This is a genomic window from Vibrio sp. McD22-P3, assembly GCF_021568915.1.
Classification (GTDB): Bacteria; Pseudomonadota; Gammaproteobacteria; order Enterobacterales; family Vibrionaceae; genus Vibrio; species Vibrio mediterranei.
Genome location: NZ_JAKGTN010000012.1, coordinates 1 through 23,932, shown reverse-complemented (window position 1 = coordinate 23,932; position 23,932 = coordinate 1). Strand labels below are relative to the sequence as shown.

Genomic DNA, 23,932 nt, shown 5'->3' with positions numbered 1-23,932 from the left:
CTATATCCTAAGCCCTATTGCAACTAACATGAGACATTGAACTGTGATAGGACGATTACGTGGAACTCTAATCGAAAAGCAACCGCCAGAACTGTTAATTGAAGTGGGCGGCGTTGGCTACGAAATTCAAATGCCGATGAGCTGTTTCTACGAACTACCTGAAATTGGCCAAGAGGCGATCATTTACACTCACTTTGTAGTGCGTGAAGATGCGCAATTACTTTATGGCTTTAATACCGTCCGTGAACGTGCACTGTTCAGAGAGGTCATCAAAGCCAATGGTGTTGGTCCAAAACTAGGTCTTGGTATCCTATCCGGCATGTCGGCTACTCAGTTTGTTGCGTGTGTAGAGCGTGAAGACATTTCTACTCTGGTTAAGCTACCTGGGGTCGGCAAAAAGACTGCTGAGCGTCTAGTTGTTGAAATGAAAGATCGTTTGAAAGGTTGGGGTGCAGGTGACTTGTTTACGCCTGCGACTGACGCTGCACCAGTTGATAGTGTTGGTGCTATGAATGCTGACAACGCGGAAGAAGAGGCGGTCAGTGCACTGCTTGCGTTGGGCTATAAACCTACACAGGCATCAAAAGTAGTTTCTCAAGTTGCGAAACCAGATATGACCAGCGAAGCGCTGATTCGTGAAGCACTGCGTGCTATGGTTTAAGTAGTGGGAATTCAAATCTCACCTTTATTAAATAAGCTGAATGAATAGCAAAGAGACAGCGTGACATGATTGAAGCCGATCGCTTAATAGCGCCTGAAAATCCTGTTTTCAAAGATGAGGACGTGATTGACCGAGCAATACGTCCTAAAAAACTGGCCGATTATGAAGGCCAAGAGCATGTTAGTGACCAGATGGAAATTTTCATCAAAGCGGCACAACTGCGTAATGAGGCGCTTGATCACTTGTTGATATTTGGTCCTCCGGGTCTAGGTAAGACAACCTTAGCCAATATCGTCGCCAATGAAATGGAAGTGAACATTCGCACCACGTCCGGTCCGGTGCTTGAGAAGGCAGGGGATTTGGCTGCGCTGTTGACCAACCTCGAAGAAAATGACGTCTTGTTCATTGACGAGATTCACCGTCTAAGTCCAATGGTTGAAGAAGTTTTGTATCCCGCGATGGAAGACTACCAACTGGATATCATGATTGGCGAAGGCCCTGCTGCACGCTCTATTAAGATTGACTTGCCTCCGTTCACTTTGATTGGCGCGACAACCAGAGCAGGTTCACTGACTTCACCACTTCGCGACCGTTTCGGTATTGTTCAGCGTTTGGAATATTACAAGATTGCTGATCTGCAAAAGATCGTGCAACGCAGCGCGTCTTGTCTTGGCTTGTCAATGGAACCAGAAGGCGCGTTGGAGATTGCTCGTCGTGCTCGTGGTACACCTCGCATTGCCAACCGTCTACTGCGCCGCGTTCGAGATTATGCGGAAGTGAAAGGCAATGGTCATATTTGTGCGGATATCGCAGACAAAGCACTGAATATGCTTGATGTCGATCATCAAGGTTTTGACTACATGGATAGAAAGCTCTTGCTAGCAATTATGGAGAAGTTCGCAGGTGGTCCTGTAGGGCTCGACAACCTAGCAGCAGCCATTGGTGAAGAGAAAGACACCATCGAAGATGTGATTGAGCCTTATTTGATACAACAAGGCTATTTACAACGCACACCTCGTGGCCGTATCGCGTCTGACCGAGCTTATTTACACTTCGGTATCGATAAACATTGATAATTGTCAGATTTCATCCAAATAGTTCCTTTTTGTGAATAATTATTAAGCCGCATTATTGTAAATTTATATTGCAAATATGCGGCTTTGTTTTATTTGTCATATCTATCGTTTTGTGTGATTTGAAGTCCAATTCTGTTTCATATAGCTAACACTTCACGCTATAATCCCTTGCTACTAAAGGGGTATTCCCAATTCTTCCTCCCCTTCACACTTCCCTTAATTTGCTTACATAAATTCATTGAAATTGATCTGCGTCAATGTGATTAAAGATCGTACAATCAACTCTTTGTGTTTATTGATGTAAATCAAAGCAACTCTACAAATAAACCTTTTGAAACCGAGTCAATTTAACAGTAATATTAGCGCCAGCTATATTAGCGCAAGCTTAACAATTAACTAACCATTGAGGTACATTTTTGCAACAAGGATGATGATTTGCTCAACAAGTTTAATGTCTATTAAACAAAGTCCTTGAAGCTAAATGTAGAAAGTGTCGTTCAGCTGACACAAAAGGAGTTACCATGATAGACGTTGTTGATCTGTCGAGACTGCAATTTGCACTCACGGCAATGTATCACTTCTTGTTCGTTCCATTGACTCTCGGTATGGCGTTCCTGCTAGCCATCATGGAGTCCCTCTACGTAATGACCAATAAGCAAATCTACAAGGACATGACAAAGTTCTGGGGTAAGCTATTTGGTATTAACTTCGCTCTAGGTGTTGCCACCGGTCTTACTATGGAATTCCAGTTTGGTACCAACTGGTCTTACTATTCCCATTATGTTGGCGACATATTCGGTGCCCCGCTTGCTATCGAAGCCCTCGTAGCCTTCTTCCTCGAATCCACTTTTGTCGGACTTTTCTTCTTCGGATGGGATAGGCTCTCAAAACGTCAGCATTTAGCCGTTACATGGTTAGTTGCGCTTGGTTCGAACTTCTCTGCACTCTGGATTCTTGTTGCAAACGGTTGGATGCAACACCCAGTAGGCGCTGAGTTCAACTTTGAAACAATGCGTATGGAAATGGTGAGCTTCGCTGAGGTAGTACTCAACCCAGTAGCTCAGGTTAAGTTTGTTCACACAGTAGCATCAGGCTATACAACGGGTGCAATGTTCATCCTAGGTATCAGCTCTTACTACCTACTTAAAGGTCGTGATGTTGCATTTGCTCGTCGTTCGTTTGCTATCGCAGCTTCGTTCGGTATGGCATCTATCCTATCGGTAATCGTACTTGGTGATGAATCAGGTTACGAGCTGGGTGATGTTCAAAAAGTGAAACTCGCGGCTATTGAAGCAGAGTGGCACACTGAGCCAGCACCGGCAGCATTTACTCTGTTTGGCTTACCAAACCAAGAAGAAATGCACACCGACTTCGCGGTTAAGATCCCATATGTAATGGGTATTATCGCAACGCGTTCTCTAGATACTCCAGTAACTGGCCTTCGTGACCTACGCGAAGAGCACGTCGATCGTATTCGTAACGGTATGTACGCTTACGAGCTGCTAGAAAAACTTCGTGCAGGTGACCGCAGCGAAGCTAACGTTGCCGCGTTTGATGAAGTGAAAGATGACCTAGGTTACGGTCTACTACTTAAACGCTACACAGACAAAGTTGTTGATGCGACAGAAGATCAAATCCAAGCTGCAGCGGATGACTCTATCCCTAAAGTTTGGCCGCTATTCTGGTCATTCCGTATCATGGTTGCGTGTGGCTTTGTCATGCTATTCGTATTCGGCGCAGCGTTTGTACAAACATGTCGTCAAAAAATCGAACAGAAGAGATGGATTCTCAAAGCAACGCTATTCAGTATCCCACTACCTTGGATCGCTATCGAGGCAGGTTGGTTTGTTGCTGAATACGGACGTCAACCGTGGGCTGTTGGTGAAATTCTACCGACTCACGTAGCCGCGTCAGCGTTAACGGTAGGCCAGTTATGGTCTTCACTGTTCGCAATCATCGCCCTCTATACTGTGTTCCTAATTGCTGAAGTTTACTTGATGGTGAAATTCGCACGTAAAGGTCCAAGTAGCTTGAAGACTGGTCGTTACCATTTCGAACAAAATGACGAAACGGTAGAGAACAAAGTTAGTCGCCAAGTAGAAGCGTAAGCAAGGAGAAAAAGAATGTTTGATTACGAAGTCTTACGACTCATCTGGTGGATTCTGATCGGCGTACTATTGGCTGGTTTCGCAATCACCGATGGATTTGATATGGGGGTAGGTGCTCTAGTGCCTATCCTAGGTAAAACGGATAGCCAACGCCGTGTAATGATCAACTCGATTGCCCCTCACTGGGATGGTAACCAAGTATGGTTGATCACAGCTGGTGGTGCGTTATTCGCTGCATGGCCACTTGTTTATGCAACGTCGTTCTCCGGTTTCTACTTTGCAATGATTGTGACACTAGCAGCGCTATGGCTACGTCCAATCGGTTTGGACTACCGTTCAAAGCTAGAAGACACCAAATGGCGTAACGTTTGGGATATCGCTATTTCAATCAGTGGTTTTGTTCCACCAATCATCTTTGGTGTGGCATTTGGTAACTTGCTACAAGGTGTACCGTTCCAACTGAGTGAATTCATGATGCCAACGTATCATGGTTCGTTCTTTGGTCTACTAAACCCATTTGCGCTACTTTGCGGTCTAGTAAGCTTGTTCATGATCTTGCTACAAGGCTCAACTTGGCTACAAATGAAGACAACAGGTGATATCCATACTCGTGCTCGCAACACAGCACAGCTAATGGGTCTATTGGTTGTTGCGGCTTTTGTAGCAGCAGGTTTCTGGATTCAAAACATCGATGGCTACTCAATCGTAAGCGCAATTGACGGCAATGCAGCATCGAACCCACTTAATAAAGAAGTGGTTCGTGAAGCAGGTGCGTGGATGGCGAACTTTGAGAAGTACCCACTACTTTGGATTGCTCCAGCACTAGGTGTGGTGATGCCTCTACTAGCAGTACTGGCTTCGCGTCTAGAGAAATGTGCAGTGTCGTTCATTGCTTCTTCTCTAGCGAACGGCGGCATCATCTTTACGGCTGGTTTTGCAATGTTCCCATTCGTAATGCCAAGTAGCCTAAACCCTAACCATAGCTTGACTATGTGGGATGCAACTTCAAGTGAGTTGACTCTGAACCTAATGACAGCAGTGGCGTTCGTAATGGTTCCAGTAATTCTTAGCTACACAGCTTGGACTTACTACAAGATGTTTGGTCGTCTTGATGACAAGTTCATCGAAGAAAACAAAAATTCACTTTACTAGGGAGCATTTGATATGTGGTATTTCGCTTGGATTTTAGGTGTATTACTTGCGTGTGCATTCGGCATCATCAACGCTCTTTGGTTAGAGCACAGTGAGATGATGGACGAAGACAGTGAGTAATCTTAACCAACAGTTAGAGCAACTCCACAAACCTGTAGATAAGACGCTATTGCGCGTCTTATCTCTGATACTCGGCTTTGTTAATGTCGGTTTGTTTATGTGGAGTCCAGACCAATACGCTGACGCCATTGGTGGCTTCTCGCCATTCTTAGGATTGTTATTTGTATTGTCTGTTTGTGCCAGCATGGTGTTTGGAGTCGGATTCCGACCGAGGTTCTGGCTCTGGCAAGCGGTGTTCAGTCCGTACTTGTCACTAACTGTGTTGAGTTACTTAACGTTAATGTACGTTATCTAAAGAAAACCCGAGCTATGCTCGGGTTTTTTACCTTTTTAAACAAACAAACTTTCGAAACTGCTAATAACTTCATCAGTTGAGTGTAAATTTTGGCACTTTATTCAAAATTTTTTGTCAGCTCTTATAACAAACACAATCACTTGCGTTATATTAGAGCGCAGTATTCATTAGGAAGTTACCAGTTTGTCTCAGTTATCACCGTATTTCGAATTCCCCATCACTGTCTATTATGAAGACACCGACGCAGGCGGTGTGGTCTACCATTCGAATTATCTCAATTTCTTTGAACGCGCCAGAACCGAGTTGCTTCGTAGCAGAAACGTACACCAACGTCAGTTGCTTGACCAACAAGTAGGTTTTGTCGTTCGTCATATCGATATTGATTTTATCCGCGGTGCACGGCTAGACGACCACCTCACAGTGAAGACACATATTTCTGAATTCAAACGAGCGTCATTAACATTTCAACAAGAAATTGTTGATGAGCAAAATGTGACAATTGCAAAGGCTCTCGTTAAAGTGGCATGTATCGATAATATAAAAATGAAGCCGAAGGCTATCCCTTCGACTATCTTATTGGAGTTAAAAAACAGTGACGGCTGATATTTCGTTTGTGGACCTCATTCTAGAGGCAAGTCTACTGGTTCAATTGGTAATGTTGATTCTGCTTGGGATGTCAGTCGTATCTTGGGCGATGATCATCAAACGCAGCAAGGTACTAAAACAGGCTACTAAAGACTCCGACGAGTTTGAAGATAAGTTCTGGTCAGGTGCCGATCTTTCGCAGATCTACCAAGATGTGAAAAAAAGAAAAGACGACCTTTCTGGTACGGAAGAGATTTTCTATAGCGGCTTCACTGAGTTTTTAAGACTTCGTAAATCTAACGCTGAATCACCAGCTTTCATTATGGAAGGAACGGGGCGTTCGATGCGTGTTGCCGTTTCTCGCGAAGTAGAAGATCTAGAGACAAACCTACCATTTTTAGCAACCGTTGGTTCTATCTCTCCATATATCGGTCTCTTTGGTACCGTTTGGGGCATCATGCACGCGTTCATCGCATTGGGTGAAGTAAAACAAGCCACACTAGCGATGGTAGCACCTGGTATCGCGGAAGCACTGATCGCAACAGCAATGGGCCTATTCGCAGCTATCCCAGCAGTAATGGCGTACAACCGACTCAGTAATAAAGTAGGCAAGTTGGAGCACAACTATGCGACCTTCTCAGAAGAGTTCCACAGTATCCTGCACAGACAAGCAATGGCGGGTAGGGAGCAGTAATGGCTGGCTACCAACCAAAGAAACGCAAGCTGACATGTGAAATCAACGTCGTTCCTTATATCGACGTTATGCTAGTTCTACTTATCATTTTTATGGTGACATCACCCTTCGTCACTCAAGGGGTGGATGTAGAACTACCAAAAACGTCCACCGCTAAGCCAGCAACAGAGCTAGCCGGTGACAGCGACGCAAGTTTTATCATTGTTGAAGTCGACCGTGATGGGAATTTTGGTTTGAGCGTTAATAACGAAGACATGCAAAGAGGCCTTAGCTTACAAGACATTATTGTTCGCGTTCGAGCTGAGCTGTCGATCAATCCAAACTCGCCAGTGGCAGTAGGCGGTGATGCAGCTACCCCATACGCAGAGGTAGTGTTGTTGTTAGATGAGTTAAGTCAGGCTGGTATTCCAAAAGTGGGCCTACTAACCGATATCAGGGAATAGTCATCGCAACGGTATGAAAAGCAATAAGAAGAATAACTCTAGCTACGGAAAGCCAATAGCGATCTCTTTGTTTGCTCACTTGATGCTGGTTGTCGCTTTATTGTGGGGGACAGACTTCACAATGAACAAAGCGGAGCCAACAGGCATGGTGCAAGCGGTGGTCATCGACCCTGCTAGAGTGCGCCAACAAGCGCAAGAGATTCGCAAGCAGCGCGAAACCGCAGCTAAAAAAGAACAAGACCGCCTTGATAAGTTACGCCGTGAAAGTGAGCAACTGGAGCGTAATCGCAAAGCAGAAGAAGAGCGCATTCGCAAGTTAAAACAGCAACAAGCGAAAGATGCTCAAGCAGCGCGTGAGGCGGAGAAACGCCGTGAAGTGGAAAGGCAGCGCGCTGCAAAAGCTGAAGCTGAACGTAAAGCCAAAGAAGAAGCTGTTCGTGTTGCTGAGCAACAACGAGTCGCTAAAGAAGCGGCGATAGCTAAGGCAGAGAAAGAACGTTTAGAAAAAGAACGAGCGATCAAAGAAGCACAACAAAAAGCCCAGCGTGAGAAAGAAGCCGCTGAGCGTGCCGAAAAAGAACGAATTGCTAAAGAGAAAGCCGCCAAAGAAGCAGCAGAAAAAGCCAGAATAGAGAAGGAGCGTCTACAGCAACTCGAGCGTGAGCGCAAGGAGCAAGAAGCCGCGCTAGATAACATTTTCTCTGGCCTTGAAAGTGAAGCAGCTCTGAATACTAGTGCGCGCTCTAAACACGTTGCATCAGAAGTACAACGTATGGGCGCAATCTACACTCAGCTGATTCAACAAAAGCTGCTTCTAGAGGACAGCTTTCGGGGAAAGCAATGTCGAGTTAACTTGAAACTGATACCTGCGGGTAACGGCGCTATCGCTGGTCAAGTTGCAGTACTCGATGGAGATAGCAGACTTTGTGCCGCGACTAAGCGTGCGATAGCTCAGGTTGGAACCTTCCCGCTTTCAAAAGAAGCGGATGTGAACCAACAACTTAAAAATATTAATCTGACCGTAGTTCCAGAGTAAAAAGGAAGACCTCGTGATTAAGCGAATACTATTAGGAATGGCATTAGTGCTGAGCTTCGCTGCTCAGACTGCAAATGCCGCTTTAGAACTTGTCATTACCGACGGTATTGATTCCGCAAGACCTATCGCCATTGTCCCATTTAAGTGGGAAGGTGAGGGAAAACTTCCTCATGATGTTTCGGCCGTGATTGCATCAGACTTACAACGAAGTGGTAAGTTTAGTCCTGTAGCAACCAGCAAAATGCCGCAAACGCCATATGATGCGTCAGACATAAACTTTGAGGCGTGGACATCTATTGGTGTTGATTCGTTGCTAACAGGTACCATCGTGAAAAACGCAGAAGGTAATTATGAAGTAAGCTACCAGCTGGTTGATGTGGTGCGTGGTCAATTGACTGGTGGAAAATCCAAGGCTCTAAGTGATGATGGTCAACTGGTTCTGTCGAACGACCACGTCCTATTCAAGAAGAAAGCAACCGTTCCAGGTAATCGCCTACGTGAATATGCTCACCGCATTTCTGACCTTGTTTATGAAGAACTAACTGGTGAGCGCGGCGCATTCTTAACGCGAATCGCTTATGTCGTTGTTAATGACAAAGATCAGTACCCATATCAAATGCGTATTGCTGACTATGATGGCTATAACGAGAAGCTTGTTCTACGTTCTAAGCAGCCACTAATGTCTCCGGCTTGGTCTCCAGATGGAAAAAAACTTGCCTATGTAAGTTTCCAAAACGGGCAAGCTGAAATCTTCATCATGAACATCTATACCGGTAAGCGTGAAAAGATTACGTCATTCCCACGTCACAATGGTGCGCCAAGATTTTCTCCTGATGGCAAGACGTTAGCGTTAACACTATCAAAGACTGGGCAACTGCATGTATATACGTTAAATCTTGAAACAAGAAAACTACGTCAAATTACTAGCGGTAGGTCAAATAATACAGAACCGTTCTGGAAACCAGACGGCAAATCCCTTATTTTTACGTCGGATAGGGGTGGTAACCCTCAGATTTATGAAGTAAATTTGTCCGACGGTAAAACTAAACGTATCACATGGCAGGGTAGACAAAACCTCGGTGGGCAGATCACCCCTGACGGTCGCTACCTCGTGATGGTAAATCGCTCGAACTCTGGATTTAATCTTGCAAAACAAGACTTAGAGACAGGTTCAGTGCAAATCCTCACGAAAACACTGCTAGATGAGTCACCAAGCATCGCACCAAATGGTGGCATGGTGATATACAGCTCTATTTATAACAAAACTAACGTCCTTTCTATGGTCTCCATTGATGGACGATTTAAAGCTAGATTACCGGCTACAAATGGGCGTGTAAGAGCCCCAGCATGGTCACCGTTTTTATAGCAATTAAATTTTTAGGTTAAGGAAATAACAATGCAATTAAACAAAGTTTTTAAGGGGTTGCTAATCGCACTGCCAGTTCTTGCGATGACAGCATGTAGCTCAACTGATGACGCTGCGTCATCAACAGGTGCAGAAACTTCTAACCAACAACAGCAAGAAACTGTTGTTGCTACTCCAATTGATGAGAATGCACAACTTTCTGAGCAAGAGCTAAAAGAAAAAGCGCTTCGTGAAAACCAAACTATCTACTTTGCGTTCGATAACTCTACAATTGCTGGTGACTACGAAGATATGCTTGCAGCACACGCAGCGTACCTAAGCAAAGACCCATCACTAAAAGTGACTATCGAAGGTCACGCTGATGAGCGCGGTACTCCTGAGTACAACATCGCACTAGGCGAGCGTCGTGCACAAGCTGTAGCTAAGTACATCCAAGCTCTTGGCGTACAAGCTGACCAAATCTCTATCGTAAGCTACGGTGAAGAGAAACCACTAGTACTAGGTCAATCTGAAGACGCGTACGCGAAAAACCGTCGCGCAGTTCTAGTTTACTAATTCAATCTGCTTAAGATTGTTGAGTCGCAGCCCTTGCGCTGCGACTCATTGTTTTAAGCCACGGCAATTGAGGTAATAACCTTTATGAACAGTAACATTAAGCGCGTTGTTACGCTTACGTTACTAGCCGGCGCAGCAAGCACAGCTTATGCGACAAAAGCACCGGTTACCGACTTGAGCGCAACATCTTCCTCGGCAACTGCTGCCTCTATTTCAGCAGCCCATGCTGCAACCAATGAAACTGACGTTCAACGCTTAGAACGTCTGCTTCAGAACCGAAACCGAGTTCAGTTGCAAATGCAGCAACAGCTCGATGAAATGACGCAAGAAATCGCAACTCTACGTGGTCAGCTAGAACGCAACAGCTACGATATGGAGCAAATGTTGCAGCGTCAGAGAGAACTATTCATTGAGATCGACAAACTTCGCTCTCAAGCAAGCACGGCCGCAGTCCCAGTTCCTGTAGCAAAAGACAGCACAGCACCTCAAGGCAAATTCAGCACAGACGCTGATGAGCAAACCGCCTATCAAAATGCTGTAGACCTTATCCTGAAGAAGCGTGACTACGCCGGTGCTATCGAAGCATTCAAGCAATTCCAAAAAGACTATCCAAACTCAACCTTTATGCCGAACACGCATTACTGGTTAGGTCAGCTTTACTTTGCTAAACGCCAAGATTCAGAAGCAGAAAAGAGCTTTAAAGCGGTATTAGGCTTTAAAGAATCCAACAAACGTGCAGATGCACTAGTTAAATTGGGCGATCTAGCGAAGCGCGGCAACAAAGCAGCAGAAGCGAAAAAGTACTACGAGCAAGTAATTGCTGAGTACCCAGGTAGTTCTTCTGCGAAAGTTGCTCAGTCTAATTTGAAGTAATAATCAGATAGGTGCGTTGTCGCTTTTATAGCCGGGCGCCTGCATTGGCGGGCGTTCACCTAAAGCGAACCCAACCACCCAAGGCTCGTCATTCCTGCGCAGGCAGGAATCTACTCAAAGCGCGTTCAGTACTCGCTGGAATAAGACCCCTGCCTCCGCAGGGGGGCGCCCAAAATTAACTGCTGTGGCAGTTGTGGATATAATTGCTTTCTCTTCCAACCTCAACGCTTCATTACAACCCATCACACTCTTAGCCCGATGCGGCCACTTTCTATTCAACTTTGGTCGATTACCTCAGGCCTGCCTTTGTCCTTGTAGGAATATCCGTGTACAATGCTCGGACTATTTGGAAGTAGCATAGAGCATGCGCTATGAGCCACATCTTAGACACTATTGATACGGTATATCCGTTTCCCCCTAAGCCTGTTCCTCTAAGTGATGACGAGAAACAGCAATACATTGCAAACATCAAAACGCTATTAAAACAAAAAGACGCGGTTTTGATTGCACACTATTACACCGATCCTGAAATCCAAGCTCTTGCAGAAGAGACGGGTGGTTTCGTGGGTGACTCTCTTGAAATGGCGAAGTTCGGTAACCGCCACGGTGCGTCGACGTTGATCATTGCTGGCGTTCGCTTTATGGGTGAATCAGCAAAAATCCTAACGCCAGAAAAACGCATTCTGATGCCAACTCTAGAAGCGGAATGTTCTCTAGACCTTGGCTGTCCTGCGGACAAGTTCACTGAATTCTGCGATGCGCATCCTGACCACACGGTTGTGGTTTACGCCAACACCTCTGCAGCCGTAAAAGCACGAGCTGACTGGGTTGTGACATCAAGTATCGCCCTTGAAATCGTTGAGCACCTAGACGCCGAAGACAAACCAATTATTTGGGGCCCAGATCGTCACCTAGGGTCGTACATCGCGAACCAGACTGGTGCAGACATGCTTTTATGGCAAGGTGAGTGTATCGTCCATGACGAGTTCTCGGCTAAAGCATTGAAAGACATGAAGTCAGTTTATCCAGACGCAGCGATTCTGGTACACCCGGAGTCTCCGGCTAGCGTAGTTGAACTGGCGGATTCTGTTGGTTCTACCAGCCAGCTAATCAAAGCAGCCAAAGAGCTACCGCACAAGCAGATGATTGTTGCGACCGACAAAGGCATTTTCTTCAAAATGCAGCAAATGGTGCCAGAGAAAGAACTGATCGAAGCACCAACAGCAGGCGCAGGTGCAACATGCCGCAGCTGTGCACACTGTCCTTGGATGGCGATGAATGGTCTACGTGCCATTGAAAAAGCATTGAAAGACGGCGGTGAAGAGCACGAAATCTTCGTAGACGACGAGCTACGCGTTAAGTCGCTGATTCCTTTAAATCGCATGTTGGACTTTGCTGAGCAACTGCAAATTAAAGTGAAAGGCAACGCGTAACCACTAAAGTTAACGCCGTTCTCAAAAAACCAGTCTTCGGACTGGTTTTTTCGTATATGTTGTTCGCCATTTTCATATATGCTTAACACATAATCCGTCTACGAATAGGGAAGTCAGTGGCGATTTGGTTACAACTTAGAAAATGGTTTCATTCTCATCTGTTCGAACTCAGGTTTAAAAGCTTAGCGGCCGCCATTTTGCTTTATGCTGGCTTATCATGGGTATTACTCAGAGCCAGTGGCGAAACAGACCTGACGGTTCCTATTTCTCAATTCATCTATTTTATTGTCGTTACCGCTTCAACGGTTGGTTATGGCGACTTATCTCCAACGACAGAAGCAGGTCGTTGGGTAGCTATCTTATTTGTCATCCCTGGGGGACTGATGTTGTTTGCGGCGTTACTTGGCCGTTTAGCAGCACTCGGGCTCGATTCTTGGCGTTCTGGACAACTCGGTAAAAGGAAAGTAACTGTGGAAAATCATATTCTAATGTTGGGTTGGAATGGTCAGCGTACTATTCATCTTATTCGTATGTTGCAACATGAAGAAACAGGTCGCAGACCTATAGTGTTGTGCAGTCGTTCGGATATCGAAAACCCGCTTCCCGGTGAGATTTCTTTTGTCAAAGTGAACAGCTACACCGACGGACGAGAAATGGAAAAAACCAACATCGAAACCGCTAGTTGTATTCTTATTGATAACCCCGAAGATGATATAACCCTCTCTGCGGCCCTTTATTGCTCAAACCGCAACCCTAATGCTCACCTGCTGGTTTATTTCAAAGACGAAGCGCTGAGCGACCTTCTACATCAACACTGTCCAAACTCTGAATGTATCCCAGCTGTAGGAGCGGAAATGCTTGCTAAGGCCGCGGTTGATCCTGGTTCAAGTGCTTTACATCAAGAGCTATTAAGCTCAACACGAGGCATGACGCAATACTCGGTTCACTACCCAAGCGATGCTCCAGACTCATCGGTCGAAGCCTTGTTCAACTGGATGAAAGTAGAGTACCAAGCGACTTTAATCGCAGTGGATGTAGGAAATGGCATCATTCTTAACCCAGATCTCGAACAATCCATTTCCGCTGGCAATAAATTGTTCTATATCGCCGACGAGCGAATTGACAATTTTTCTTGGAAAAAGCTCTAGCCACAAGCCTATGTCATCAAATTGTTCATCGATATTTGAAATGTGAATAATTTGAGAAAGAAAAATATCTTGATACGGAAATGTGTTCTGTTTATTATGCGCGCGCTTTTTTGAAAAAATGAATGAACGTTCATTCATTGATTATGGGAACCTTACAATTCATGCGCGTAAATTTGCTGTCGCTACTTGTCCTTTCTGCTATTGCACCATCTATTGTGGCCGCGAAAGAAGATGTCGTTATACCTAGCTATGCTCAACTTGAAACCAAGAAAGAAGACATGGTGTTCGAACACGACGTTACTAAAGCAGACGCTAAGGTAGACGAATACGATGACGCTATCTCAAAACTAAAAGACGACAATACCGATAGCCGCTATTCAGAGACCATCTCAGATCTAAAGTACGCAAAAAAATACTACCGTGAAGTGAACGGGTTACCCATGTTCAGCTTCCTGGGTGGACCTGCATTTACTCCGGAACAAGGTGTGCTTGTTGCGGTAGGTGGTTTGTATTCATTCAAAACCGACCGTGAACAGCAACAACTGCAGCGCTCAAGTGTCTCGGCATTTATCATCGGTAACTATGTTGATTCGGAAGTAGGCTATGGCTTACGAGCTAAACATGACCTGTTTTGGAATAACGATGATATTCAATTCCAAGGCGCATGGAACGCAGGTACTCAAGGCAAACACTATTGGGGGATCGGCTATGATGCCGCGCAACAGTTTGATTTTGGTGATGTCACTCAATACAAAGCCAACACCAACAATTATAAAGGCAATTTGATATTTCGAATTGTCGACAACTGGTTTGCAGGCCCCGCAATTAAGCTGAATTACTTTAGTCCAATCACCGAACCTGATTCGGCGATATTGGATGAGAACTTTAACGAGTTCAAAGATAAACCTTTTACATGGGGTCTAGGTGGCAGCATTCAATACGATTCTCGTGACGTTGCCGTTAACCCTTGGAGTGGTTCTTTGTTTAGAACAGAGGTGCTGCTGTATAGCGAAGCACTAGGCAGTCAAGCTGAGTACCAGAAACTGGACGTGGAATATCGAACTTTCCACAGTTTCCAGAAGGGTCGAGTGTTGGCAGTGCTAGGCCGATTCCAACAAGCTTTTGGTGATACTCCGTATTACGACATGCCTGAACTAGGCGGCGCAAACTCGATGCGCGGCTACTATCATGGCCAATATCGTGACAAGGTGACGGCAGAAGTAACCGCAGAATACCGACATACATTCCGTCGAAGCTCAGGCGCGCTATCTAACCATGGCATTACCGCATGGACGGGCGTGGGCTCGGTGGGAGAGTCTGTCGAAGATTTGTCGGGACACGCTATTTTGTCTTATGGCATTGGCTATCGCTATGAACTTCAACCGCGCATGAATATCCGCCTTGATTTAGGGATGGGTAAACATGGCTCGGCATTTTATTTCAACTTTACTGAAGCTTTTTAGGTAAACCGTTTTGATTAGATTACTAACCATACTCGTTCTTACATCCCTTTATATGGTATTAAATACTGTATATGCGGCGAGTGATGAACTGAAACAACAAGTAGAAAGAGAGAAGAACCAAGCGCACTGGAGTGGTCTACCGGTTTGGGGTGAGCAGGCTCGTGACCTAGGTTATGAGTTACCGATTCCCGTTGGTTTTGGCATTTATATGAACTCTCAAGATGTTGAATATGTGGCGACGGATGATTTCAAAATTGACGCAACAGGCGGGCTACTTGGCGGTCGTAACAAGCCTAATCACTATGTCGTACCAGCAGATGATGTATCGATCAAAGGGTCTGATAAGAGTGTTCAGCTTAGACTCGACGCATGGGTATTTCCATTCCTAAATGTCTATGGTTTAGCAGGCTATACCGAAGGAAATAAGGAGATCAGCGCCGATCTTTCCAATGCAACACGTAATGGTAAACCGTTTCCTGTACCAGCGACCATACCAATCAACATCGAATATGAAGCCTACAACTTAGGTATTGGTGCGGTACTTGCGACGCAGTTTGAAGTGATCGATGGATTCAACCCAATTATTGTCACGGCAGCGGGTGCTGTAACCAATGCTTGGACCACCACGACAGACAGTACCATTTTAACCAAAATCGGTGCGGTGCGAGTTGGTCAGCGTTATGACGTACCTTACGGTAAGCTAACGATGTTATTGGGTTATCAGTATCAAAGCATTGAGCAGAATGTGACAGGTAGCTTAACCGACTTGCAAGTTGGTGGTTTGAACCTTGCTGATGAACTGCGCTTTGACGTAAACCTAAAAAGCAAAGAAACATCCAACATGTCACTCGCAGCAGTCTACGACTTTGGTTATGAGAAAGAGTGGAACTTGATGGCGGAATACAGCTTTCTGAACTGGAATCAGCTGATTGTGTCGATGGGTTACCGTTTCTAAAAATAATAAAAAGCTCCTCATTATGAGGAGCTTTTTGCATTACTGCTGCTCAGCTAGTACCGCGCCTTTTTGCGTAATGCCACAAAGCATCATTGGCATGGCATTATAGATTTCAGCAAACTGCTCCAAACCTTCAATACCTTGTGCTTGTAGCGTTGCGATAGATGTCTCTGGGTCGTAAAGCATGCTCAATGACAGTAGCACGCCGCCTAACAGAGCGTTGTCTTCACTGTGCTCTGGCATGATGGTTTCCCAGTCATCTCTAGCCAATTGCCAACCTTGAAGAACACCTTCGCAGAAGTCTTTGGTTGCTAACGTCACGATCTCTTCTTCATCTAGGTCACAACCTTCCGGCCATTGCCATTCGCCGTCTAATAGAGCAGGGCGGAAGTCGTTCCACAAGCCAATAATTGCTTGTGCGTAAGTTTCTAACTGCTCACCGGATGTGAATGGTGCTACTTCCTCACCACCCCACAGAAACGGTAGCCACTCTTCAGGTGGTAACGTATGTGGCGCAGCGGCCATCGAGGTGACAAAGCCTTGTGTTTGCGCTTCGTTAAGAAGTTTACCTTCTAACTCAGGAAGGGAAAGTATGTCTTTTAATGTCAAAATGCTTTACCGTAAAGGCGAAAATGATGCTTAATAGTAACAAGCTACAGACGAATAAAATAGACGAAATTATCTGAGTCGAACAAGAAGAAAAGGATCGCTTCTCTAGTTATGGTTATCAACGAGTCTCTCAAAAAGAAAAGTGTCGTCGCGCTAGCGCTGTACCTAGCTCTGTTTATCGCGGTATTCGGAAGCATCACCTATATGGTGGTGGAGTCTCCAGTTCGTGCCAAGCTCGAAGAAAATCTCGATATCAAAAACGAGTTTCTCGCCGCCGAGATCTCAGCGCCACTTTCCAGCTCTGTGGGTGTATTGAAAAGCATCGTCGCTATGGCGCAGTCCATTGAAAACCGCACCGCACTCGATGAAGCACTCTGTCAGGTATTTAAGCTCAATGATGGCATCGCCGTGAGTGGTGGCATTTGGCCTGAACCGTATTCTGTAGACCCCAACGTTAAACTCACCAGTCTGTTCTATAACCGTACCAGTGATGGAACGGTGGATAAAATTGATCTTTGGAACAACCCCGAAGCTGACGGCTATCACTTAGAGCCGTGGTACACCTCAGTAAAAAATCAGCCTGTGAATACTATTACATGGTCTGAGGTGTACATCGATCCTTATACCCACGTGCAAATGATCACGGCTTCAGCGCCTTATTACTTAAATGGTCAATTTGCCGGAGTCGCTACCGTCGATCTTTCATTGGAAAACCTAGTGAAATTCGTCAAAAGTAAAGCAAGAGAGCACGATCTTGGGGTGATCGTGCGCGATACGAACAATCATGTGATTACCGAGCACAACTTCCGAGTAGGGCGTGATATTTACGTCAGTCAACGTCAATTTGGTGATTTTGATTGGAGTCTAGAAGTCGTCAATGCGAGACGACTGGTATCCGATCAAGTCTCAGACATCGTAATGGCAGTCGAGTTGGGTATCGTGCCGGTCATGCTGCTTTGTTTGATGTTTGGCTATTACCTTATTAGCCAATATCTCATTAAGCCGATTACTGATATTGCTAAGAAAGTCGATGAGTCCAAAGAGGGCGGCAGTATCGATATTAACTATCAAAGTCCGGACGAGATTCGCTACCTAATCGACACCTTCAATGAAAAAACCATTTACTTAGACCAAGAGCGCGTCAAAGCGCAGGCTTCCACTAAAGCAAAAACGGCGTTTCTAGCCACGCTCTCCCATGAAATCCGAACACCGATGAACGGTGTATTGGGCACCGCTCAAATCTTACTTAAAACCGACCTCAATCTAGAGCAGCGCAAACTACTCAAAACCCTTTATGATTCAGGCGATCATATGATGTCTCTGTTGAATGAGATATTGGATTACTCGAAGATTGAGCAAGGCCACCTTGAGCTTGAAAATCGCCCATTCCCGCTTAGCTCCATCATTGGCAGTATGCACAGCGTTTATCACACCTTATGCAATGAGAAAGGGCTACGTTTTAGCGTCTTCTCGGAAGTTGATGAAACTCGCTGGTATTCCGGCGATAAAGCGCGCCTGCGTCAAATCCTATTTAACTTGCTCAACAACGCGGTTAAGTTTACTTCGCAAGGAATGGTGGAAGTCTACTTGTCTGAAGAAGTGAATGATGGCGTGACGGCGCTCGTTATCCGAGTTAAAGACACTGGAATAGGAATCTCACCCGACGCGCAAGCGAGAGTGTTTAAGCCATTTGAGCAAGCCGAATCGAGCACCACGCGCCGTTTTGGAGGTACTGGGCTTGGTCTTGCGATAGTGCAAGAGATTACTCACTGTATGGGAGGCAACATCACGCTAACCAGTCAGGAAGGGATGGGATCTGAGTTTACGGTTCGCGTCCAACTTGAACCATGCAAACCAAAAGCGTTAGATGTTCATATTGAACGTCATCTCGACTATCGTGGACTCAAAGCACTTATCGTCGAGGATAATCGCACCAACACCATCATTATCGAGACCTTTATGAAGCGCAAAGGCTTTATCACTTCTTCAGTAGAAAACGGCGAACTGGCACTAAAAGCCGTCTCAACCCAACAGTTTGATCTTATCTTAATGGATAACCATATGCCTGTTATGGATGGGGTAGAGGCTATCGCGGGTATCCGTAATATGCTCGGCCGTGAAAAAGATACCTTGATCTTCGGTTGTACCGCCGATGTCTTTAAAGAGACTCGAGAGCGCATGTTAGGCGCTGGCGCAGACTTTATTGTTGGTAAGCCCATTGATGAAAGAGTATTAGACGATGCTCTGTATCAATACGCCAACAAGCTATTCCAGTTCTCAAGCAAACGCCGTTCGAACGTAGAGCCTTTGCGTTAACCCTTCGTAGTGACGCCGTTATTGGCGTCATTGCACCTTCCTAGCTTGTTATTCAACTCACTAGATTTCATAAAACACCTATTTAAGCGCCATCCATCCCGTAAGCCTAAGTAAACTCTGCTTAGCCAAGAGAATCTTATTGTTTAGAGCTGTAACTATTGTACACAACGTGCCACTAACTCACTGAATATCAGTGGTATAGTCAATAAATGTAATCAAATTACAACAAATAGCGAGTTTATCTAGTTTGAACTTTAAAATTGGTGATTAATTTACCAAGTGACTTTAAATACGGTATGTAAAACTACTAAATTGGTGTTCTAATAGCGACGAAATCTAGATAGTAAAATATATCTAGTTATATGAATTGCCAAAAGCATTTTTTGATAGTTTATTATTCCGCGAGATTCCTGAATTGAAACCTAAAGCTCCTTTTTGTATTCGTAACGCCGCAGCAGACACTTTTGCTATGGTCGTCTTCTGTTTCGTCTCTGGCATGCTAATCGAAGTATTAGTATCTGGCATGACGTTCGAACAGTCACTGGCATCACGTTTACTGTCGATCCCCGTTAATATTGCGATTGCATGGCCATATGGCGTTTTCCGTGACTGGGCACTAAGACAAGGCGCGAAAGTATCAGGTTCAGGCACCATGAAGGCCATTTCAGACCTAATCGCCTATGTAGCGTTCCAGTCACCAGTATACGCGGCGATTCTATTTACTGTAGGCGCATCGACTGACCAGATCATCACCGCAGTATCGAGTAACGCAGTAGTATCATGCGGAATGGGCGTACTTTACGGCTACTTCCTAGACCTATGTCGCCGCTGGTTCCGAGTGCCAGGTTACTACCAAAGCGTCTGATTTGCCGATCATTTGATCGAATTAATCACAAAGTAAGCAAACAATTAAAAAAGAGCGCTTTTTTCCCGATTTGCACTTGACCCCATCAAGGATAATCATTAAATTAGCGCCTCGTTAGCCAACAGCGCTAACAAACAATACGGTGAGTTGTCCGAGTGGCTGAAGGAGCACGCCTGGAAAGTGTGTATACGGCAACGTATCGAGAGTTCGAATCTCTCACTCACCGCCACATTGATACGAAAATGGGAACTGAGAAATCAGTTCCCATTTTTGTTTTTGGGATTAGGTTGAGCATCCCCATATTTGAGCATGTCATTTTAAGTTGCTGCTGGTTTGGTAATACTACAATTTGATCTACAAGCACCATTAGGAACTGTTTCAATGTTTCTTCTTCTGTGCTCAAGATGTATTGGGTAGCTCTCTGTATAAATTGACTCGCACCTTCCTTACTAAACTTCATTCCTAGAATGTTAGCCAAAGACTCCAATTCAGATAGTTGATCCCTTACAAAAGCTAACTCTTTTTCTTTATCAAGAATAAATTGATTCACAGTCGTACTTGACATCAATTGACCAGTGCCTATTTGCTCTAAAAGAGTCGATATAGATTGCTCCAACCTTGTGCGCTTGTTGTTTAATTGCATTACGCTCTGACTTGACGCTGAACGTTTATCATCAAGGATCTCTTTAACTCTCCCTAAACATGAGTTTACGTGTTCGATGTTCAAGACTTCATTAGTTATCGCACCTAGTACAGCTTTATCTATATGCTCTTTAGATAGATAAGGGCAAGAGCAAGCTTTAGCGCTCACGTTCTTCTTCTGATTACAAACATAATATTGGTATCGCCCACTTTTACCCGACATAAGTGACATATTGGAACCACATTTCCCGCACCTGAGGATCCCAGTTAAAAGACTTTTCGACAATGGTCCTTTGTTCTTTTCTGTGTTGCTAGGTTTTCTAAAGTCGAGTCCATCCCCAACTTTCCTAAATTTATCATCTTCTATGATTCGAGGGACTGTGACAATTATCTCTTCAGTAATACCTGAATTACTTGTGTTTGTTCGAAAAACAAACTCTCCAATGTAAGTAGTGTTTCGCAGGATTCGATTTACAGAGTTTCGAGTCCAACGCTTCCCTCTAAAAGTTAATCCGTTTTCATTCAACCAAGTGTAAATAGCTTTGATCCCCATAGCTTTACCATTGATCCCATTGAGAGCCAGATTGAATATTTTTTTCACCACATGACTTTCATCAGGGTGGATTTCCAACTTCTTCCTTCTGAGCTTATCTTCACCCTCTACGTCAATCGATGTATAGCCATAAGGAATCCTGCCACCAGTAAAATAGTTTTTCCTTGCTGTATCAGCCAATCGTTCTTTCACATTTTTTGAGTTTTGCTGGCTTTGTTGCTCATTAACCATGCCTATGACAGTTGTCATCAAGAAATTTGAAGAAGGGTCATCAGGCAAAGGCTCCGTTATTGAAAGTACGGTGACATTATTGTTCTTTAATATTTCAAATGCGTTTAGTTGTTGAAGTAGTCTTCGGCTAAACCGAGATAGAGAAAAAACTAATATTGCATCAATCTCTAACTCACCACTTGAGACATCTTCTATCAGCTTCTGGAAAGAAGGACGATGTGTACCTTTGTAAGCGCTCCTGCCTTCATCAACATACCACGTAGTTATTGTATGACCATTCTCTCTCGCCCAGCGCTTAGCAGATTCTTTCTGTCCATCCAAAGAGTCTCCATACTTAACCTGTTCAAGAGTCGAAACTCGTATGTAAGCTGCAACCTTCATTTGTTGTCTCCGTTGCCAGAAACCTCTTTGATGATTTCAAACAGCACATCCTCAGGCAACATTTCAACAACAACTGATCTATTTGCATTTACATTTGGTTTTAAATAAACGTTAAGTGTATGGTTGTCTAAACTCTGTTTGTTAATCATCACGCTATTCCTTAACTAGAACACAAGTAAGTGATGGTTCAGGTTTGTATGAATTGCAAGCAATTATATTTGTAATGTTGACTTTTTGTTGCTATTATGTGTAATTAATGTGAGATCTATATTTTTTAAAATCCTGAGTAATTTCAAAAACATATCCCAATGTTCTTTTCTACCTTCTCTCATTTGTATTTCTTATCTCTCTACTTATAGCAAATAGTTCTAAAAGGTCATGTCTAGGCTCTGACTCTCAGATCATATGCAACACTTTTTAACGTGTGTCATGTTTTTATGGCGATAGTTCTTATACAATCAGCCGATAGTGGCACTATGAAGGTATAAATCGTGACTCCAGGCACAAAAAAAGAAGAAATAAAGACAATATTAATCTCAATCTATCGCAGAGTTGGAATTTCAACAGCTAAAACAATGCTTGGTAGCATGGGCTTAGAGACTTCACTTGGTTGGGATGCACTCGTTGAAGAACTATTAGAAGATACGACAAAGCACGACTTCCTTCACAAGTCTTTACTTACTGTACTTGAAAGTCTACTAATGTACGGCTCTAGGTTATTTGAGTGCTACGAGTTTGACCACGAGAAAGTAGATAATTTAAAAGCCTTACTGGATGAGTCAAAGCCAGAAAGTTTCTTAGTAAACTCCATCGTTGATATTGACAAAAAACAGTTAGCTGATGAGTTTAGTTTGTTTGCTAAAGAAGAATCCAATAATTGCCTTACATATTACTTCTTACACTATGCTGAATGTACAGAGCAAGTGATCTTAGAGCAGAGTGCAATTAAAGAAAGTTACTACGATGACGGTTTTGACAAAATCATTGCTAAAACCAAGGGTAAAAAAGTCTTTGTTAATACCGTAAGAATTGAAAAAGATCTAAATAAGATCTACGTGATGATTGATCGTGCTGATGAAATTGGCTTATCTGATTTAAGAAGAGTTAAGGGAGATTTCACCAACCATATAAATTCAATTTATGAATTAAAGTACGGTGAATTATTTTTTAATCATAAAATTAATCTATTTGATAAAGTAGAGTTACTTTATGATGATGTAGATTTAGGGGTTGTGTCAGAATTGAAATTTCTTTGTCCGTCAGGCACTAGTAGACATGAGAAACTCTCTCAGAGAGGAGAGCTAAATGATTTACGTGAAGAGGTATATCATAAGGCGGGCATGGAAAAGATTGACTATATAATTGACCCATTCTATATAGCGATGGATTTTGAATTTGGAAATTTATCGTTACTTGGAAGGAAATATATGATAAATAACCTAAAAAACAGACCATTAACTGAGGGTGTATTGAGAAAAGCCTATTCTGACGATAAATATAAAAACCTACTCAAAGTATTAAATGATGCATGATGATAGTTTGAAATCAGATAATTTTAAATATAGCCTGAGTGATAATTCTAGGTTTATTTTTGACTATCTGGTTTCTAACAAACATGTAGACGTTTTGACTCCTAAAATGGTCGCAAGAGTATTAAAGAAGGTATATGGCATAGCCATTGAACCAGATGAGCCACAAAAGATTCTTCTTGAGTTGTCGGGGAATGAGGTTTCAGTTCTTTATGAAAACCTAACTCTTCTTGGAAAAGACATACGTAAAGTTGATTACCTTGAACTAAACACAGACCAGAAATCATTAGTTTCTTGTCATTTTTATGCCACAAAAAAATTAAAAAATTTGAGATGATATGCTTACTAGAAATATTAATTACAAAAGAATTTTATCTGACAAATTTTTAAGAGATGTTCTAGAAAATAGTTACCATTTTTTTAAAGAAAGAGTTAGCTACAAAGGGTATAGGTATGACCAAGATAAATGGGAAAACTTAGAAGAATATAGAAATATATTAACTAAAGTACAAGAATTTAAAGATCTATATGTTGTTGCTTTCAATCACCGATGTGCGCTTTGCCTAAATGAGATTAGCTTCAAAAGCTCCGACTTGGTTTTTTCTCATCCAATTGGTCAAAATAAAGAATACCCAGAGCTAATAAAAGAAATCAAAAATTTGATGCCTCTTTGTAAAGTGTGCTCAAATAAATACCAAGTATCTTATAAGAAAAAGTTACCAAAAAATATAGATTCTATATATGACGGCGTTTTTCAAGGTAGTTGTCATCATTTGCTTGCTTATTAAGCAGCTTCTCTTTCTGGATTTAGGTGGACTTCGCCAACAGGCTCACAGTTCCTGA

The 23,932-nt window shown here is 43.6% G+C and carries 25 protein-coding genes and 1 tRNA gene; 23 read left to right on the top strand and 3 right to left on the bottom strand.

The features are described from left to right. Positions 1-43: 43 nt before the first annotated feature. The 17 genes from ruvA (at position 44) to L2W36_RS14995 (ending at position 15,963) form a co-directional block, all read left to right on the top strand. A complete protein-coding gene (ruvA, locus tag L2W36_RS15075; protein WP_006075044.1) occupies positions 44-661 on the top strand; it encodes a Holliday junction branch migration protein RuvA in 618 nt (205 codons plus the stop codon). Positions 662-726: 65 nt separating this feature from the next. Then, positions 727-1,734, top strand: coding sequence for a Holliday junction branch migration DNA helicase RuvB (ruvB, locus tag L2W36_RS15070; RefSeq protein WP_006075045.1), 1,008 nt, complete (start codon positions 727-729; stop codon positions 1,732-1,734). 524 nt (positions 1,735-2,258) lie between these two features. Continuing rightward, complete coding sequence (cydA, locus tag L2W36_RS15065; RefSeq protein ID WP_063605596.1) at positions 2,259-3,845, top strand: cytochrome ubiquinol oxidase subunit I; 1,587 nt, start codon at positions 2,259-2,261, stop codon at positions 3,843-3,845. Between the two features lie 15 nt (positions 3,846-3,860). Next, entirely contained in the window at positions 3,861-4,997 is a 1,137-nt protein-coding gene (gene cydB, locus L2W36_RS15060; RefSeq protein ID WP_031495488.1) for a cytochrome d ubiquinol oxidase subunit II, read from the top strand. A gap of 12 nt (positions 4,998-5,009) precedes the next feature. Further along, positions 5,010-5,117 carry a cytochrome bd-I oxidase subunit CydX gene (cydX, locus tag L2W36_RS15055; protein WP_006075291.1) on the top strand — a complete coding sequence of 36 codons (108 nt, stop codon included), beginning with the start codon at positions 5,010-5,012 and terminating at the stop codon, positions 5,115-5,117. Then, positions 5,110-5,412 carry a cyd operon protein YbgE gene (ybgE, locus tag L2W36_RS15050; RefSeq protein WP_006075292.1) on the top strand — a complete coding sequence of 101 codons (303 nt, stop codon included), beginning with the start codon at positions 5,110-5,112 and terminating at the stop codon, positions 5,410-5,412. The genes cydX and ybgE overlap by 8 nt, the downstream gene beginning before the upstream one ends. Before the next feature lie 183 nt (positions 5,413-5,595). Next, on the top strand, positions 5,596-6,015 hold the full coding sequence (gene ybgC, locus L2W36_RS15045) for a tol-pal system-associated acyl-CoA thioesterase (RefSeq protein ID WP_006075293.1): 420 nt from the start codon (positions 5,596-5,598) through the stop codon (positions 6,013-6,015). After that, the gene (tolQ, locus tag L2W36_RS15040; RefSeq protein WP_006075294.1) at positions 6,005-6,691 is read left to right on the top strand and encodes a protein TolQ; all 687 of its coding nucleotides are present in this window, start codon (positions 6,005-6,007) and stop codon (positions 6,689-6,691) included. Before ybgC ends, tolQ begins: the two co-directional genes overlap by 11 nt. Then, positions 6,691-7,134 (top strand): ExbD/TolR family protein, encoded by a 444-nt coding sequence (locus L2W36_RS15035; protein ID WP_006075295.1) that lies wholly within the window; start codon positions 6,691-6,693, stop codon positions 7,132-7,134. Before tolQ ends, L2W36_RS15035 begins: the two co-directional genes overlap by 1 nt. 13 nt (positions 7,135-7,147) lie before the next feature. After that, positions 7,148-8,170, top strand: a complete 1,023-nt coding sequence (gene tolA / locus L2W36_RS15030; protein ID WP_006075296.1) for a cell envelope integrity protein TolA — start codon at positions 7,148-7,150, stop codon at positions 8,168-8,170. A 37-nt stretch (positions 8,171-8,207) separates the two neighbouring features. Further along, positions 8,208-9,536: a Tol-Pal system beta propeller repeat protein TolB gene (tolB, locus tag L2W36_RS15025; protein WP_006075297.1), complete on the top strand. Its 1,329-nt coding sequence runs from the start codon at positions 8,208-8,210 to the stop codon at positions 9,534-9,536. 30 nt (positions 9,537-9,566) lie between these two features. Further along, positions 9,567-10,091 carry a peptidoglycan-associated lipoprotein Pal gene (gene pal, locus L2W36_RS15020; protein WP_006075298.1) on the top strand — a complete coding sequence of 175 codons (525 nt, stop codon included), beginning with the start codon at positions 9,567-9,569 and terminating at the stop codon, positions 10,089-10,091. A gap of 84 nt (positions 10,092-10,175) precedes the next feature. Beyond that, positions 10,176-10,964 (top strand): tol-pal system protein YbgF, encoded by a 789-nt coding sequence (gene ybgF, locus L2W36_RS15015; protein ID WP_006075299.1) that lies wholly within the window; start codon positions 10,176-10,178, stop codon positions 10,962-10,964. Between the two features lie 371 nt (positions 10,965-11,335). Then, positions 11,336-12,397, top strand: a complete 1,062-nt coding sequence (gene nadA, locus L2W36_RS15010; RefSeq protein ID WP_236110469.1) for a quinolinate synthase NadA — start codon at positions 11,336-11,338, stop codon at positions 12,395-12,397. Between the two features lie 116 nt (positions 12,398-12,513). Beyond that, the gene (locus tag L2W36_RS15005; protein ID WP_236110467.1) at positions 12,514-13,545 is read left to right on the top strand and encodes a potassium channel protein; all 1,032 of its coding nucleotides are present in this window, start codon (positions 12,514-12,516) and stop codon (positions 13,543-13,545) included. Positions 13,546-13,706: 161 nt separating this feature from the next. After that, the gene (locus L2W36_RS15000) at positions 13,707-15,008 is read left to right on the top strand and encodes a BamA/TamA family outer membrane protein (protein ID WP_236110465.1); all 1,302 of its coding nucleotides are present in this window, start codon (positions 13,707-13,709) and stop codon (positions 15,006-15,008) included. Positions 15,009-15,018: 10 nt separating this feature from the next. Then, the gene (locus L2W36_RS14995; protein ID WP_236110463.1) at positions 15,019-15,963 is read left to right on the top strand and encodes a hypothetical protein; all 945 of its coding nucleotides are present in this window, start codon (positions 15,019-15,021) and stop codon (positions 15,961-15,963) included. Between the two features lie 39 nt (positions 15,964-16,002). On the opposite strand, the gene L2W36_RS14990 is transcribed toward L2W36_RS14995, so the two are convergent. Then, entirely contained in the window at positions 16,003-16,572 is a 570-nt protein-coding gene (locus L2W36_RS14990) for a UPF0149 family protein (RefSeq protein ID WP_124940913.1), read from the bottom strand. 111 nt (positions 16,573-16,683) lie between these two features. On the opposite strand from L2W36_RS14990, the gene L2W36_RS14985 reads away from it, so the two are divergent. The 3 genes from L2W36_RS14985 (at position 16,684) to L2W36_RS14975 (ending at position 19,982) form a co-directional block, all read left to right on the top strand. Next, positions 16,684-18,888, top strand: coding sequence for a hybrid sensor histidine kinase/response regulator (locus L2W36_RS14985; RefSeq protein WP_062463640.1), 2,205 nt, complete (start codon positions 16,684-16,686; stop codon positions 18,886-18,888). Positions 18,889-19,303: 415 nt separating this feature from the next. Next, positions 19,304-19,753, top strand: coding sequence for an L-alanine exporter AlaE (locus L2W36_RS14980; RefSeq protein WP_038223284.1), 450 nt, complete (start codon positions 19,304-19,306; stop codon positions 19,751-19,753). A gap of 141 nt (positions 19,754-19,894) precedes the next feature. Then, positions 19,895-19,982: transfer RNA gene (locus tag L2W36_RS14975), tRNA-Ser, on the top strand. Here L2W36_RS14975 and L2W36_RS14970 read toward each other — a convergent pair. Continuing rightward, entirely contained in the window at positions 19,974-21,560 is a 1,587-nt protein-coding gene (locus L2W36_RS14970; RefSeq protein WP_236110462.1) for a recombinase family protein, read from the bottom strand. The two genes, L2W36_RS14975 and L2W36_RS14970, sit on opposite strands and share 9 nt — an antisense overlap. Beyond that, the gene (locus L2W36_RS14965) at positions 21,557-21,709 is read right to left on the bottom strand and encodes a hypothetical protein (RefSeq protein ID WP_236110460.1); all 153 of its coding nucleotides are present in this window, start codon (positions 21,707-21,709) and stop codon (positions 21,557-21,559) included. Before L2W36_RS14965 ends, L2W36_RS14970 begins: the two co-directional genes overlap by 4 nt. Before the next feature lie 342 nt (positions 21,710-22,051). Here L2W36_RS14965 and L2W36_RS14960 point away from each other — a divergent pair, with 342 nt between their 5' ends. The 3 genes from L2W36_RS14960 to L2W36_RS14950 are packed head-to-tail and all read left to right on the top strand — an operon-like array spanning position 22,052 to position 23,877. After that, entirely contained in the window at positions 22,052-23,092 is a 1,041-nt protein-coding gene (locus L2W36_RS14960) for a hypothetical protein (RefSeq protein WP_236110458.1), read from the top strand. After that, positions 23,082-23,426 (top strand): hypothetical protein, encoded by a 345-nt coding sequence (locus L2W36_RS14955; RefSeq protein WP_236110456.1) that lies wholly within the window; start codon positions 23,082-23,084, stop codon positions 23,424-23,426. The genes L2W36_RS14960 and L2W36_RS14955 overlap by 11 nt, the downstream gene beginning before the upstream one ends. A 1-nt stretch (position 23,427) precedes the next feature. Beyond that, entirely contained in the window at positions 23,428-23,877 is a 450-nt protein-coding gene (locus L2W36_RS14950) for a hypothetical protein (RefSeq protein WP_236110455.1), read from the top strand. The last annotated feature ends 55 nt before the right edge of the window (positions 23,878-23,932 follow it).